Source organism: Hymenobacter crusticola (assembly GCF_002154225.1).
Taxonomy (GTDB): domain Bacteria; phylum Bacteroidota; class Bacteroidia; order Cytophagales; family Hymenobacteraceae; genus Hymenobacter; species Hymenobacter crusticola.
Window position 1 is genome coordinate 185,318 of the sequence record NZ_MTSE01000003.1, and the last position, 15,944, is coordinate 201,261.

Genomic DNA, 15,944 nt, shown 5'->3' on the forward strand with positions numbered 1-15,944 from the left:
TACTTCGGCAACGCTTCACTAAAGTAGTTTTAAAAGATTACCTGCACTCTCCTGCACTCTCATGAGTTTTGGTCGGGCCCGTGTAGGTGCTAGCTAGGTGTTCTTTAAGGTAGTAGGGAGTACCTAGCTCAAGGTAGCAGATTGCAATTTCGCAGCTCCCAAGAACCGGCTTACAAATCCGGCCTAGCGGCTAATAACAGCCGTGTTTTGCTATAAATAAAATTTTTCCAAAAGCTGAGTAGGGGTTGGCACTGGCTCGGGTGTCGTTTGTAGTAGAGGGAATACCCTAGCCTTATGCCTACTCCGGTCGATTTCGAAGCGTATTTGCGGTATCTGCGGCGCGAGTCTTCCCCCGCGGAAACGCGTGCCGTGCTGGCGTGGCTGGCCCAGCCTACCAATGCGCTGTTGGCGCAGCACTGGATGGAACGATACGCGCACTTGCTGGAGCACGAACAAGGGCTCACGCAGGACACGCCGGATTTCGACGACATGCAGGCCGCGCTGCTGCAGCAGCTAGGTCTAGCGCCCACCCATACCGAGGCGGAAGAATCGAAGCGCAGCCCATCTTGGCGACGTTGGGCCGCTGCCGCTGCGGTGCTGATTGGTGTAGCAGCGGGCGGCAGTTGGCTCTGGCAAACTCAGCACGCCATGCCACCGCTCACCCAACTCACCACGCCCTACGGCCAAACCCGCGTGGTGCAGCTCCCAGATGGCTCCACTGTCACGCTCAACAGCCACTCGACGCTGCGCTACGCCGCCGACCTAGGGCAGGCAAGCGAGCGGGAGGTGTGGCTCGATGGCGAAGCGTACTTCGCCGTGAAGCATACGCCTGACCACCGTCGCTTCGTGGTGCGCACCACGGCGGGCTTCAAGGTGGAGGTGCTCGGCACCAAGTTCACCGTGTACCGGCGGCACGAGCAGGCTAGGGTCGTGCTGCTCTCGGGCAAGGTGAAGGTCGACTTCACGGATAGCACCCGCAGCCAAGATGTGGTGCTCAAGCCCGGCGAGCTAGTCGAAACCTGGGACGCGCAGCCGCGCCACGTGTTGCACAAAGCAGTAAACACGGCCCCGTACGCCGCCTGGAAAGACGACAAGCTAGTATTCGACGGCACGACGGTGGCCGAAGTGGCGACCCGTCTGAGCGACACTTACGGGGTGGCCGTGGTAGTCGAAAATCCGACGCTCAACCAGCGCAAGATCTCCGGTACTTTTTCGGTGGGCGACCTAGAAGCGCTGCTTCAGTTGCTAGAAAAGAGCTTTCAGCTGACCGTACGTCACGAGCAAAATCGAATCATTCTTTCTGATCATTCTTCCCACCAATCCCTATGAAAAGAAATCTTACCTGCTGTTCTGGCGGCAGTTGGGCGCGCGCGGCTTCACTGACGGTGTGCGTACTTTGCCTGCCCCCCTTGGCCTCGTCTGCGTCCGCGCAACTGTTGGCCTCCACTCAGCAAGTGGCCCGACAACCCACTTCTATCTCGCTCAAGCAGCTATTGGCGCAATGGGAAACTCAATACGGCGCCTCCATCGGCTACGACACCGACTTAGTCGGCGACAAAGTAGTGGTGCCACAAGAAGCCGATGGTAGCCTGGATGCCAAGCTCAAAGCGGTCTTGTCACAAGTAGGATTACGCTTCGAAAAAACGCGTGCGAAGTACTATATCGTGCTGCCCGTGAAGTCAACGAGCGCTATTCCCGCAAACGTTTCCGTAGATCTGCTTTCTTCTGCAAACGTTTCTACTCGGCGCGACTTCCCCGTGTCGGGCCGCATCACGCAAAGCAACGGCCAGCCGCTGCCCGGGGTAACCGTGGTAGTAAAAGGCACCACCACCGGCACCAGCACCGATGCTGATGGCCGGTTTACGCTGAGTGTGCCACCCGGTAGCATCTTGGTTATCAGTTCCGTCGGCTTTATCAGGCAGGAAGTTCCCGTGACGGAAGCTAGCACGGCTTTAAACATCCGGCTCTCCGAAGACACGCAGGCGCTCAAGGAAGTCGTAGTAGTTGGCTACGGTACCCAAAGCAAGCGCACCGTCACGACGGCCATTTCCAGTGTGAAAGGGGACCAAGTCGCCAATTTGCCCGTCACGAACCCCACACAGGCGCTAGTAGGTCAGGTGTCGGGGGTGCAATTGCAGCAGACGAGCGGGGCACCGGGTGATCCGCCCGCCATCCGGATTCGGGGCGCCGGCTCCATCACCAGCGGCAACAGTCCGCTCTACGTTATCGACGGCTATCCCACGAACGACGGTACGCTTTTCAACTCTATCTCGCCCCAGGATATTGAAAGCATTGACATTTTGAAGGATGCAGCGTCGGCAGCTATCTACGGCTCGCGGGCTGGCAACGGGGTTATCATCGTGACAACCAAGCGCGGCAAGTCGGGTAAGACAACGTTTTCCCTGAACGCCACCGCCGGCGTCGAGACGGTGATGCACCGCTACGATCTGTTGAATGGGCAGGAGTTTGTAGATATGGCCAAGGAAGGCTTAGCTTACCAAAATCGCCCTATCCCAGCCTTCCTAAACCAGCCGGAGCGCTGGGCCAACACCGATTGGCAAGACGTGATATTCCGTGCGGCGCCCTTTCAAAACTACCAACTCAGCGCCACTGGCGGCAGCGACAAAGTACGCTTCTCGGTGTCGGGTGGGTACATTGATCAGCAAGGCACGTTGAAAAACACTTTCCTGAAGCGCTACAACCTGCGGGCTAGCCTCGACGCCGACCTGACCAACAAAGTGCGGGTAGGAGTGAACCTGCAACCGTCGTACACCCAGCGCCGGGTGCAGCAAACCACCGGCGGCAATACCTCCACCGGCGTCGATGGCATCTTGGCCGAGGCCTTGACTATGCCGCCTATTCTGCCGGTGTGGCGGCCCAACGGCGACTACTTCGTGATAACGCAAGACCCGGAGATGAAGACCATCTTCAACGACGAGCTGTCGAACCCATTGGTGAAGCTTGATGCCAACAAGGACTTTTTCTACTCGTTCCGTCAGACAGGCAACGCCTACCTGGAGTACGAACCCATTGAAGGACTAAAGCTGAACTCCCGCATGAACGTGGGCTTGGTAGCCGAGCGGGAGGAGTGGTTTGTGGAGCCGTTTCTAGCCCGCGGCAACGGTAACACGGGCAACATTTCCACGCCCAACCTAGCGCAGATCCGGGCCCGCCGCAATAACACGACCAACATCAACTGGTACTGGTCGAACACGGCGACCTACGATTTTTCCCTGCACCAAGACCACAACTTCACGGCCCTCCTAGGTTATGACGTGTCGCGCCAGAACGACTTCTACGTGACCCTGGAGCCCCGCACCGACCGCGACAACCCGGTGGCGTTCGTGAACTCCAGCGTGAAAAACGTGCAGGGCGCGGTGCTGAACAAGGGTGCTTCGGAGCGACGCGAGTACGTGTTCGATGCCGTGTTTGGGCGCCTCAACTATAACTACAAAGGGCGTTACCTGCTTTCGGGCTCGTTGCGCCGCGACCGGTCGAGCCGCTTCGGACCGACGAATCGTGCTGGCGTGTTTCCATCCGTATCAGCGGGTTGGAACGTGAGCGAGGAAAGCTTCTTGGCGGAAAACAAAGCGGTGTCGATGCTGAAAATTCGGGCGAGCTACGGCGAAACCGGCAACGATCAACTGCCCGGCTATTACCCCTGGATTGCTACCATGCAGCGCGAGGCCTACAATTTCGGCACTACCGACGCCCAGGTGGTAGCCTTCCGGCCCAGCGGTTTCTCGAACCTCGACCTCGGGTGGGAGAAGAACAAACAGTTTGACGCCGGCCTCGACCTAGGTTTTCTGAACGACCGCATCGGACTGTCGGTGGACCTATACAACCGCAACAGCAACATCATCTTGTCGGCTGATATTCCGAGCATTAACGGCAAGGCGGCTTCCGTGATTCAGAACGTGGGCAACGTGCGCAACCGCGGCCTGGAAGTCACCCTGAACACGCTCAACATCGACGGGAAGCTGAAGTGGAACACCAACTTCAACATCTCTTTTAACCGCAACCAGATCATGAGCCTGGCCAGCGGCCAAACGCAACTTGCTAACCAAGGCGTAGTGCGCAACTACGTGGGCCGGCCCATGGGCGACTTCTACCTGTACCTCGTGGAGGGTACCTTCAACAACCAAAACGACGTCGATACTTATCCGAAGCTAGGTTCGCAGGGCATCGGGGATTTGCGCTACCGCGACGTGAGCGGCCCCGGCGGCGTGCCCGATGGTCGCATCACCGCCGACGACCAAGTGCGCGCCGGCAACTACCAGCCCGACTTTGTGTATGGCTTCGGCAACACCTTTACCTACAGCAATTTCGACTTGAACATCCTGCTCGATGGTGCCTACGGCGGCGAAATCTACCGGAGTCAGGAACTACCGCTGGCCCTAGGTCGGTGGCTGGAAAACGGCTCGAAGCAGTCGTTGGAGCGGTGGCGCTCGGAGTCGGACCCCGGCAACGGTAAGTTTCACCGGGCCGGCACCACCAACCTCTCCTCCGACATTGCCGCCAGCACCCGCTACCTCTACGATGCTAGCTTTTTGCGCATCCGTAACATCACGCTCGGCTACACCCTGCCAGCAGTGCTCTCCGAGAAGATCCACGTGCAGCGACTGCGCCTCTACGCCACCGGGCAGAACATCTACACCTTCACCAAAGCCGGTGGTTTTCGCAACCCGCAGGCAAACGGCGCCACCACCAACAACGCCACCGACAACCCCACCAACAGCGGCGTGGACAATGGCACCTACCCAATTTCGCGCAACATCTCTTTGGGCTTGAACCTAACCTTCTAAGGCAATGAAAACGGCCAAACTTCTTTCCGCCCTCACCCTTGCCGTGTGCCTAGCTGCCTGTAAGGACGACTACTTCGACCGCACCCCGCTGGACCAACCTGCCGAGAGCACCTTCTACACCGACGAAACCAGCGTGCGGCAGGTGCTGAACGACGCCTATTTCACCCTACGCGAATCGTACCGCTACAAGTTTGCCTTCGGTGACCTAGCTTCCGATGACGTGTACAACAGCAAGTTCAACAACTCTACCGACCACATCACCATTAATGAGTCGAACGTAGTGGCCGACAATGGCATCGTGAGCGAGATGTGGAACCGCTCGTACGCCACCATCTCGCGCTGCAATTTGGTGCTCGATAACATCGGCAACATCCCGATGAACGACGATACCAAGCTGCGCTACATCAACGAAGCCAAGTTTTTGCGGGCCTTGATGTACTTCAACTTGGTGCGCATCTACGGCGACGTGCCGCTGGTGCTGAAGGACATCAAAACGAGCCAGGAAGCCTACGAATTCGGCCGCACGCCGGTAGCGCAAGTATATGAGCAGATCATTGCCGACTTGAAGGATGCTGAGCAGCTGCCTGCCACCTACACCCAAAATACTGATATTGGGCGGGCTACGCGCGGGGCGGCAAAGGGGGTGCTTGCTAAGGTGTACCTCACGCTGAAGCGCTACGGCGATGCTAGCCCGAAGCTGCTGGAAGTCATCAACTCCGGTACTTACCGCCTGCTGACCAACTACACCGATGTGTTCGACGCGGCCCAGCCCAACAACGCTGAAGTCATCTTCGCGGTGCAGTACGCCCGCGGCTTTGATCCGGTGCAGGGTAATCCGTTTGTGCAGTATGCCTTTGCCAATGAGGATATTGGCAAGGGTGTATTGGTGCGTGGGGTGGGTACCTTCCTCATCACCGACGAGCTGTACAACCTTTTCACCGCCACCGATACCCGCAAGACGACGATCAACCGCCTGACCGGCTCGCGGCGCGCGTACAACTTCACCACCAAGTACTTCGACAAAGGCATGACCACCACCGTGGACTCCGGCAACGACTGGATCGAGTTGCGTTACGCCGACGTGTTGCTGATGTATGCTGAGGTGCAAAACGAGCTAGGTAACACCGCCGCGGCCTTCACCTATCTTCAGCAAGTGCGCACCCGCGCCGGCCTCACAACTCCCGATAACTTGCGCACCAACCAGAGCGCTACGCGCCTGGCTATTGAGCAGGAGCGACGCCTCGAACTCTACAACGAAGGCCACCGCTGGTTCGACCTGCTGCGCACGGGCCGCCTGCTCACCGTGATGAATGCGCACTTTGCCAGCGGCTTGTCCAATGATGAAATCGGCAGCGGCAACTCGGTGCAAGCCTATGAGCAGCTCTTCCCGATTCCGCGCTACCAGGTGAACCTGAATCCGAACAAGATCACGCAGAATCCTGGGTATTAAAAGTAATGTTCAGGTGGGCGCCTCACCTCCCGGCCCCCTCTCCAAAAAGGAGAGGGGAGCCAGAAGAGAATGAGCAGTTGTCAATGATCAATTACTCATTCTACATTGCTCATTGCCTCTTGGCTCCCCTCTCCTTTTCGGAGAGGGGTCGGGGGTGAGGCACCTACCTGAACACAACATGACGGACCAGGGAGGCTCAGGATTGCCTTTCTCCTACACTTACGACCCGCACCAAACTATTCCCACAACACAAAGCATATGGTTGTTTTTCGTCGCTGGCCCAAGCCGCAGGTCTTGGTAGGCCTAGCTTTTACGGCGCTGCCGCTCACCACCTGGGCGCAGGATGCCGGGGCTTCGCTGGAGCAGGGTTTCAAGAATCCGCCCGAAGCCGCTTGGCCCCGCACCTGGTGGCACTGGACCAACAGCAACATTAGCAAAGAGGGCATTACCAAGGACCTAGAGTGGATGAAGCGCTCGGGCATTGCGGGCTTTCAGCTTGCCGATGTAGGGGCCGGTGGCGGACAAACCGTGAACGAAAAAATCGTGTTCGGCACGCCCGCGTGGCTTGATGCCGTGAAGCACACCGCCGCCGAAGCCGATAGGTTAGGTCTGGAAATGACCATGTTCACCTCACCCGGTTGGAGCCTCACGGGTGCGCCCTGGGTGAAACCCGAACAGGCCATGAAGAAGCTGGTGTGGAGCGAGTTGCAGGTGGAAGGCGGTAAGGCGTTCAAAGGGAAACTACCACAGCCGCCCTCCGTGGAAGGGGCAATTCGCAACCTAGCTCGCAGCAAAAACAGCCCCGCAACTGGCTTCTACGGCGAAACCGCCGTTATTGCCTACCGCACGCCTACAGCCGAAGCCGACGAGTCGCGCCTACAGCCAACAGTGACGACCAACGCTGGCGCCATCGATGCCAAAGCGCTGCTGGATGATGATCTGAACACGTCCTTGGTCGTGAAGCCCACGGAAAAGCGCGGCACGGCTTGGGTGCAGTACAGCTTCAAACAACCCACGAAAGTCCAGGCGTTTACCGTGGCCGGCACGCGCGGCATTCCGTTCGGGCGCTTGCAAGCTAGCTCCGATGGCAAGCAGTTTACCACGCTTACGGCATTGCCGGGCAAGCAAGGCTACCGGGGCGGCACCGTCCGCACCTTTTCTATTCCGACGACCACCGCCCGCTACTACCGCCTGGAGCTGAGCGGCGCGCCCATGAAGCCCGCCGAGGTAATTTCGGAAGCGGCCGCTCAGCCCGACAGCAGCTACGCCCTCAATGAGTTTCAGCTGCACGCCGGAGCTAGGGTGAATCGTTGGGAAGACAAAGCTGGGTTCAACTTCTTGTTTGAATATGAATCGACGGCCACGCCGCCGGTGTCCGCGCCCGCTACCATCAGCCCCACGAACGTGGTGGTGCTGACCTCAAAAATGCAGCCCGACGGCACACTAACCTGGCAGGTGCCGCCCGGCAAGTGGACGATTTTGCGCATGGGTTACTCGCTCACGGGTGCTCGAAACCGGCCCGCTGTGCCTGCTGCTAATGGGCTCGAAGTCGACAAGCTCAGCCGCAAACATACTGAGGCTTACATGCATGGCTACACCGAACCGTTGCGGCAAGCCCTAGGTCCGCTCTACGGCAAAAGTCTGCGTTACATGCTGATGGACAGCTGGGAAGCCGGCATTCAGAACTGGACCGACGAGATGCTGCCTGAGTTTCAGAAGCGCCGTGGTTACGACCTCACGCCCTACTTGCCAGTGCTGGCCGGTAGGGTAGTAGGCAGCGCCGAAATCAGCGACCGGGTGCTGTGGGACTTCCGTCGCACCCTCGTGGACATGTTCGCCGAGAACCACTACGGCACCGTCACCGATTATCTGCACAAGCAGGGCATTCAGACCTACGGCGAAGCGGGCGGCGTGTCGCTGGAAACCATTGAAGATGCCCTCCTTTATAAGAAGTACGTCGACATCCCGATGGGCGAGTTTTGGGTGAAGGACTTGCACCCGTCGAGCATGTACTACGAGGACGTGCGCGGGGCAGCCTCGTCGGGCCACGTGTACGGCAAGAACCTGATAGCAGCGGAGTCATTTACAGGCGGCAACTTCGAGTCGCCGTACACGCTGAAGAAGATCAGTGACTATTGGTTTACGCAGGGTATCAACCGCTTGGTGTTCCATACCTCCGCCCACCAGCCCCTCGATACCAAGCCCGGCAACACGATGGTGGGTACCCACCTGAACCGCAACATCACCTGGGCCGAGCAAGCCAAGCCGCTCATGACCTACCTAGCTCGCAACACCTTTATGTTGCAACAGGGCCAGTACGTGGCTGATGTGGCCTACCTGCTCAACGAAGGCGCCCCCTCAACGATGCCGTTCTGGGGCGCGGGTTTGCAACCGGCTCTGCCCGAAGGTTATGCGTTCGACTATATCAACGCCGACGCATTGATTACCCGCATGACGGTGAACGACAAAGGCCGCCTCGTGCTGCCCGACGGCATGAGCTACGGCGTGCTCGTGCTACCCGAAATCGAGCAAATGACCTTGCCTGTGCTGCGCAAGGTGCGCGAGCTGGTGCAAGGTGGCGCCACGGTAGTCGGCCCGAAGCCGGTGAAAGCGCCCGGCCTGACCGCGTATCCTAGCTCCGATCCGGAGCTTCAGGAAATTGCCAGTGACGTGTGGGGTGACCTAGATGGCCGAAGCCGCACGAAGCGCCGCTACGGCAAAGGTCAGATTGTGTGGGGCTTGCCACTGGCGCAAGTAATGCCGCTAGCTGGCCTCACGCCCGACGTGGAGTGCAGCCGACCCCTAGGTAGCCAAGTGCCCTGGATTCATCGCCGCGTGGGCGACGCTGATGTGTATTACGTAGTCAACCGCTCCGATAGCACCCAAGACCTCAAGGCGCAGTTTCGGGTGAGTGGCAAAGACGTAGCGCTCTGGCATTCGGCTACCGGCCAAATGGAACCAGCTGGCTACACCATCAGCGGCGGGCAAACTACGGTGCCGCTGCATTTGAAAGAGCGTGAAACGGTGTTTGTGGTGTTCAACCATGCGACATCTGCTACGGCTCGGGCCGCGGCGCCGGTGCCTGTCGAGTCGACACTACTCACGGTAGCAGGACCGTGGCAGGTGACGTTTGCCCCCAAGCTAGGTGCCCCGGCCGAGGCAACGTTCCCGCAGCTAGCTTCCTGGACGGATAATGCGGATGCTGACATCAAGTATTTCTCCGGCACAGCGACGTATCACAAAACCTTGGAAGCCAATAAAAAGTGGTTTCACGACGGGCGCAAAATCATGCTCGACCTAGGTAGCGTCGGCGACATAGCGGAGGTGACCGTGAACGGGCAGAAAGTAGAATTGCTCTGGAAGGCGCCCTTCCAAGCCGACGTAACCAGCCTCCTCAAGCCCGGCAAAAACCAAGTGGAAATTCAAGTAACCAACGAGTGGACCAACCGCCTGATGGGGGATAAGCTCGCGGGCCCTGAGAAGAAAGTGCTGGATTCTTACACGGCTCCTTTTGGTGGGCAATATGAGCTAGGTCGTTCCGGGCTGCTAGGTCCTGTTCGCATCATGGCCGTCGAGAAAGCAGATAGCCCCAACGGGAAACCACAATCCTTAACCATGCAAACCAAATGAAGCCGGCTTCTTTCTTCTCTGCTGTTCTGAGCTGTGCCGCTTTTAGCTTGTTACCCAATGGGTTGCTAGCTCAGACGCCGACGCCAACACAGACACAACCACAAGCGCCCGCTCAGGCGCAAGCACCCGTAGCCAACAAGCCGCCGGACGTGGTGGCCGGTATTCCGGTGAACTACAACGAGGACTTGGTAGGCACCTACACGCTGCCCGACCCGCTGGTGCTTGCCAACGGCAAAAAGGTGACCGATGCTGCGACCTGGACCAAGCAGCGCCGCCCGGAAATCAGGACGTGGTTTGAGCAGAACGTGTACGGTCGTGCGCCCGGCAAGCCCCAAAAGCTGCGCTTCGAGGTGTTCGACAAAGGCACGCCGGCCCTCAACGGCAAAGCCACTCGCAAGCAGGTGACGGTGTACTTCTCCGAGCGCAACGACGGCCCGAAGATGGACTTGCTGGTGTATTTGCCGGCCAACACCACCAAGCCGGTGCCGCTGCTGCTCAACATCAACTTCATGCCTAATTCCATGCTCATCAACGACCCAGGCGTGCGGCAGGGGCAATATTGGAACAAAGACAAGCAAAAAGTACCCGCGCCCGCCTACAACCCGAATGGCTTTATGAAGCTCACAGTCGAGCCGTTCCTAGATAAAGGCATCGGCGTGGCCTCCGTGTACTACGGCGACATTGAGCCTGATTTTGATGGCGGCATCAAGTACGGCGTACGCAGTCTTTACCTGAAAGCCGGGCAGGAGAAATTCGCGCCCGACGAGTGGGGTGCCGTGGCGGCGTGGAGCTGGGGTCTGAGCCGCGCCTTGGACTACTTCGAAACCGACAGAGCTGTGGACAGCAAACGAGTAGCACTGCTTGGCGCCTCGCGGCTGGGCAAAACGGTACTCTGGACTGGCGCCAACGACCCTAGGTTTGCCCTGACGATTGCCAGCGTTTCTGGCGAGGGCGGCGCGGCCCTGGCACGGCGTAATTACGGCGAAACCATTGCGCACCTGGTGGCGCCTACCCGGTATCCGTACCAGTTCTGCGAGAACTATCAGAAGCTCGCCAACCGCACCGACGCGCCCATGGATTCGCACATGCTGGTGGCCTTGGTGGCGCCGCGACCTTTGCTCTTGCAAACTGGCAGCACCGATTACTGGAGCGACCCGAAAGGCGAGTTTCTGTCGGCAACAGCCGCTACGCCCGTCTACAAGCTGCTTGGTCAGCAGGGCGTACCCGCTGGGCCCATGCCCGCACCTAGCCAACCGGTTGGACAAACCCTGAGCTATTACATGCACGACGGCGGCCACGGCATCATTTCATCCGACTACAACGTGTTTGCCGAATTCATGCGCGCTCATCTGCTGCAAAGCAAGTAGTTAAGTTTCAGCTCATGCTAAGCCTGCCGAAGCGCCTCTACTCCTAAAGCAACTCTATCGTTCAGGTTTGCTATTACGGTAGAGATGCTTCGGCAAGCTCAGCATGATGTTCTATAAATTGTAGTATTAAGCCAAACGGGCGCCTATCTTAAGGCGCCCGTTTCAATGTCACTGAGTGCGGGTGCCATCCCAAATGCCCACCAACGAATGAAAACAAAGCTTTTGTTTACCTGCGGGTTCCTGCTGGTCTCCGCCCGTCTGCTCAGCGCGCCCATCGACTTGCTTTCCCCCAACAAGCGAATTAAAATTTCGGTCGATTTGCAAAATCGTTTAAGCTACTCGGTAGCACTGAATGGGAGTACCTTACTTAACAAGAGCTATTTGCAACTCAACCTAGCCAATCAACCGCTAGGAGAGAAGCCACAGTTGCGCAAGAAGTCGTTTACGACTGTCAATACCACGTCGCGCCCGGTGGTGCCGCTCAAGAACAGCACCGTAACCAATAACTACAACCAACTGCGGCTCGACTTTAAGAACGACTTCAGCGTCGAGTTTCGGGCCTATGACGACGGCATCGCCTACCGCTTTATCACCAATAAAAAGGACTCAGTGGTGGTGAACAGCGAGGACGTACACCTGCAGTTTGCCGCGCCCGTCGAGACGTCGTACCTCGAAACCGGCAGCTTCAAAACGTCCTACGAAATCCTTTACAAGCGCCAGGACCTAGGCAAAGTAGATAAGCAGAAGATGAGTGTGTTGCCCATCCTGTTCGCTACTGGCAAAACGAAACTACTACTGTCGGAAGCCGACCTGTACGACTATCCGGCCTTATTCGTGAAAGCCAGCGGCGACCAAAGCATCGATGCCATCTTCCCGAAAGCGCCGCTAGCCTTCGGCCCCGACGGCGACCGAAGCCTGAAGATTGAGAAGGAAGCGCCCTACCTAGCCAAGACGGCTGGCAACCGCTCGTTTCCGTGGCGCTTTTTGGTGATAACCGACAACGACGCGCAACTAGCTGCCAATCAGATGGTGTACAAGCTCAGCACGCCCAACCAGCTGAAAGATACGCAGTGGATTAAGCCCGGCCAGGTAACGTGGGAGTGGTGGCACAACGCCTACGTGTACGGCGTCGATTTCAAATCGGGCTACAACCAGGATACGTATAAGTACTACATCGACTTCGCCTCTAAGTTTGGTATTCCTTACATCATCATGGACGAGGGGTGGGCCAAAACCACCCTCAATCCTTTTGAGCCAAACCCCACGATCAACTTGCAAGAGCTGATAGCTTACGGCAAGACCAAGAACGTCAAGATTATCCTGTGGTTTACGTGGCTAGCCGTGCAGAACCACTTCGACGTGTTTGAAACGCTGGAGAAGTGGGGCATTGCCGGCATGAAGATCGACTTCATGGACCGCAGCGACCAGTGGATGGTGAACTACTACACCCGCGTGGCGAAAGAGGCCGCCAAGCACCACATTTTGGTCGATTTTCACGGCGCATTCAAGCCGGCTGGCTTAGAGGTGGCATACCCCAATGTGTTGTCCTACGAGGGCGTAATTGGGATGGAGCAGAACATCGGCGGGGGCCTAGCCACGCCCAAGAACAACCTGTTCCTGCCCTTCTTGCGCAACGCCGTGGGGCCAATGGACTACACGCCGGGCGCCATGCGCTCAGCCCACCCCAAGGACTACCGCCCCAACTGGGTGAACACCATGAGCATCGGCACACGTGGGCACCAGTTGGCGATGTACATCGTATTTGAAAGCGGTTTGCAAATGCTCGCCGATAACCCCTTCAACTACCTGCGCGAGCCTGAAATTACGTCGTTTATCACCTCCGTGCCCGTCACGTGGGATGAAACGCGCATCCTGGAAGCCTCCGTCGGCGACTACATCGTGACGGCCAAGCGCAAAGGTAAAACGTGGTACCTAGGTGGCATGACCGCCGAGAAAGCCCACGAGCTAACATTGCCTACCGATTTCTTGTCGCAAGGAGGGGCTTACCAAATCACGCTGCTGAAAGATGGTGTAAACGCCGATGTGCAAGCCATGGATTATAAAAAGATAGTGCAACCCATTAAGGCCGGCGAAACCATCAAACTGACGATGGTGCCAGACGGTGGATTTGCCGCTCGTATTGAACCTGTTCCGTAAGCTGATTAAAGCAGCGGTTTAAGTAAAGCTAGAAGCAACAACGGCCGGGCTGCGTTACAAACGCAGCCCGGCCGTTGTTGCTTCTAGCTCATTAGAAGACGCAGTTCGAAGTTTAGGAAGCCTTCTGTTCTAGCGTCTGCAACAGCTCGTCAGCGGCCTTTTCGATGTCGGTGTAACCTTGTTGGGCGGCGCGCTCTTTGGCAGCAATTAGGCCATCACGGTGCACAGTTTTGAAGTCGCCATAGGGAAACTTGTAGCGGCCTTTGGTGTCTTCGCCTTTATCGCTGTCCAGGCCTAGGTGCCAGTTGCCGTACTCCTCAATTTCGTGTTTTTCGAGAAACTTGTTTTCCTCGTCGGAGTCGGGGTTATGTTCGCCCCACTGGCCTTCGTCGTTTTTGATCTTGCCTTCTTCGATTAGCTTCTTGGCAAACTTTACAGCTTGAGGATTCAGTTCGGTGCTCATGGATAGGAGAGATTGAGTGAGGGGAAAAGCGTATGTCTAGGTACTGCTTACGCCTGAACTATTTTTCAGTTAAGGTTGAGCTTACTATACGAGCCTACATACTTTACTTGAGCTTGACGAAGGGAGGAAAGCTATTCAGGCAATCTAGCCTACACAAACTGATGCCCACCGTGCTGGCCTTTTTGGCGGGCATCCAAGTCGCGGTTCAGCTGGAAGGCAGCGCTGATCAGCGTTAGGTGCGTGAAGGCTTGAGGATAGTTGCCAATCTGCTCGCCTTGTGGCCCAATCTGTTCAGAGTACAGACCTAAGGGGCTCGCAAAGCCAAGCAGCTTCTCGAAGAGCAACCTAGCTTTGTCCACATCACCGCCCCGCGATAGATTCTCGATGTACCAAAACGAGCACATGGTGAAGGTGCCTTCTTCCCCAGTAAGGCCGTCAGTGGCACCGCCGTCGGTGTGGTAGCGGAAAATGAGGGAGTCGAGTAGTAACTCTTTCTCAATGGCCCGCATCGTGCTTTGCCAGCGTGGCTCCACGGGGCTAAACATGCGGATGAGTGGCAAGAGCAGCACGCTAGCATCGAGCACGTTACTTCCTTTGTACTGCACAAAGGCTTGCTTTTCCTCACTCCAATAGTGGTCGTACACTTCCTTGTAAATCTCGTCGCGCACGCGGTGCCACTCCGCCAGCGGCGCCGGAAACGACCGGTCGCGGGCGATGCTGATGGCGCGGTCTAGGGCCACCCAAGACATCATTTTGCCCGATAAGAATTGTCGTTCTTGGTCGCGCACCTCCCAAATACCGTGGTCAGGACGCTGCCAGTTCTCCGCCACAAAATCGACCAGCCGCGTGATATGCTGCCAGAAGGCATACGTGATGCGGCCCCCGTACTTATTGTAGAGGTAAATAGTATCGAGCAGCTCTCCGTAAATGTCCAACTGAAACTGTTGAGCAGCCCCGTTGCCGATGCGCACCGGCTTCGAGTCGCGGTAGCCGCTGAGGTGATCTAGCTCCAGCTCGGGCAAGTCGGAGCTGCCGTCCACGGCGTACATCAGTTGTAAGTCACCAGCGTTGGCAAGCTGCTCGCAGCGATCCATAATCCAGCGTAAGAAATCCTTGGATTCCTGCGTAAAACCTAGGCGCAGAAAAGCATACATCGTGAAAGCCGCATCCCGAATCCAGGTAAAGCGGTAGTCCCAGTTCCGGTCGCCACCGATGCACTCAGGTAGGCTAAACGTGGCCGCGGCTACTGTAGAACCATGTTCCAGCGAGGTGAGCAGCTTTAGCGTGATGGCCGAGCGCAGCATTATCTCGCGCCAACGCCCCGTGTAAGTGCTACTCTCCACCCAATCGCGCCAGAAGGTGAGCGTATCGTGGAAAGCCACCTCCGTATAATGAGCTAGGTCGCGGGCAATAAAGCTAGGATCATCCACGGGCGTGGCCTCGATGACGAAGCTAGCCGTGTCGCCGGCTTCGAGCTGCCAGCTACCCGTTGCATCGCCGGCCTCCGTGGTATCAAACGGCTGATTGCCGAGCAGCCGGAATTGGAAGCCATCGGGGCCGCAGCTGCGAAACAATAAGCTGCTATCTTCCTGTGGCTGAATCGTATGCTTGGTGCGAGCGTAATCGAAGCGGGGAGCACAGCGCATCTTAAACTCCATGGTGCCTTTTATAACGCGTAGGCTGCGTACCACAGCGCAGTTTTGCTCGTGGCGCTTCACCGGCATAAAATCGGTGAGCTCTGCAATGCCGTCCCCCGTGAAAAAACGAGTTATCAGCACGCCAGTGTCGGGCAGGTAAAGCTGTTTGCTTCGTACATCAGCCCCCACAGGTTGCAGGCTCCACGACCCGCCCTTATCCGCATCCAGCAAGGCCGCAAAGATGGTAGGAGAGTCGAAGCGGGTAAAAGGTAAATAATCCAGAACGCCGGCTTTCGAGACCAGCGCCACGGTGTGTAGGTTGCCAATTAGACCGTAATCTTCCAGCGGGGTGGCTTGCTTCATGAGGTAATATCCGTTTGGAAGGCTTAACGCAAAACCCGGCCGCGCTGCTGAGCTATTCCGCAGAATCACCAT

Annotated in this window: 8 protein-coding genes; 6 read left to right on the top strand and 2 right to left on the bottom strand. The window is 57.4% G+C overall.

Going from position 1 to position 15,944, the window contains the following annotated elements:
* The first annotated feature begins 294 nt into the window (after window positions 1–294).
* The 6 genes from BXP70_RS07155 (at window position 295) to BXP70_RS07180 (ending at window position 13,409) form a co-directional block, all read left to right on the top strand.
* A complete protein-coding gene (locus BXP70_RS07155) occupies window positions 295–1,329 on the top strand; it encodes a FecR family protein (RefSeq protein WP_086593354.1) in 1,035 nt (344 codons plus the stop codon).
* Window positions 1,326–4,805 (top strand): SusC/RagA family TonB-linked outer membrane protein, encoded by a 3,480-nt coding sequence (locus tag BXP70_RS07160; RefSeq protein WP_086593355.1) that lies wholly within the window; start codon window positions 1,326–1,328, stop codon window positions 4,803–4,805. The genes BXP70_RS07155 and BXP70_RS07160 overlap by 4 nt, the downstream gene beginning before the upstream one ends.
* A 4-nt stretch (window positions 4,806–4,809) precedes the next feature.
* Entirely contained in the window at window positions 4,810–6,255 is a 1,446-nt protein-coding gene (locus BXP70_RS07165) for a RagB/SusD family nutrient uptake outer membrane protein (RefSeq protein WP_086593356.1), read from the top strand.
* 258 nt (window positions 6,256–6,513) lie between these two features.
* Window positions 6,514–9,885: a glycosyl hydrolase gene (locus tag BXP70_RS07170; protein WP_086593357.1), complete on the top strand. Its 3,372-nt coding sequence runs from the start codon at window positions 6,514–6,516 to the stop codon at window positions 9,883–9,885.
* Window positions 9,882–11,252, top strand: a complete 1,371-nt coding sequence (locus BXP70_RS07175; protein WP_179197616.1) for an alpha/beta hydrolase family protein — start codon at window positions 9,882–9,884, stop codon at window positions 11,250–11,252. The genes BXP70_RS07170 and BXP70_RS07175 overlap by 4 nt, the downstream gene beginning before the upstream one ends.
* 207 nt (window positions 11,253–11,459) lie before the next feature.
* The gene (locus BXP70_RS07180) at window positions 11,460–13,409 is read left to right on the top strand and encodes a glycoside hydrolase family 97 protein (protein ID WP_086593358.1); all 1,950 of its coding nucleotides are present in this window, start codon (window positions 11,460–11,462) and stop codon (window positions 13,407–13,409) included.
* 112 nt (window positions 13,410–13,521) lie between these two features.
* Here BXP70_RS07180 and BXP70_RS07185 read toward each other — a convergent pair whose 3' ends face one another.
* Both BXP70_RS07185 and BXP70_RS07190 read right to left on the bottom strand, forming a co-directional pair.
* Window positions 13,522–13,872 carry a hypothetical protein gene (locus BXP70_RS07185; RefSeq protein WP_086593359.1) on the bottom strand — a complete coding sequence of 117 codons (351 nt, stop codon included), beginning with the start codon at window positions 13,870–13,872 and terminating at the stop codon, window positions 13,522–13,524.
* Between the two features lie 149 nt (window positions 13,873–14,021).
* Entirely contained in the window at window positions 14,022–15,872 is a 1,851-nt protein-coding gene (locus tag BXP70_RS07190; RefSeq protein WP_086593360.1) for a glycoside hydrolase family 15 protein, read from the bottom strand.
* Between the last annotated feature and the right edge of the window lie 72 nt (window positions 15,873–15,944).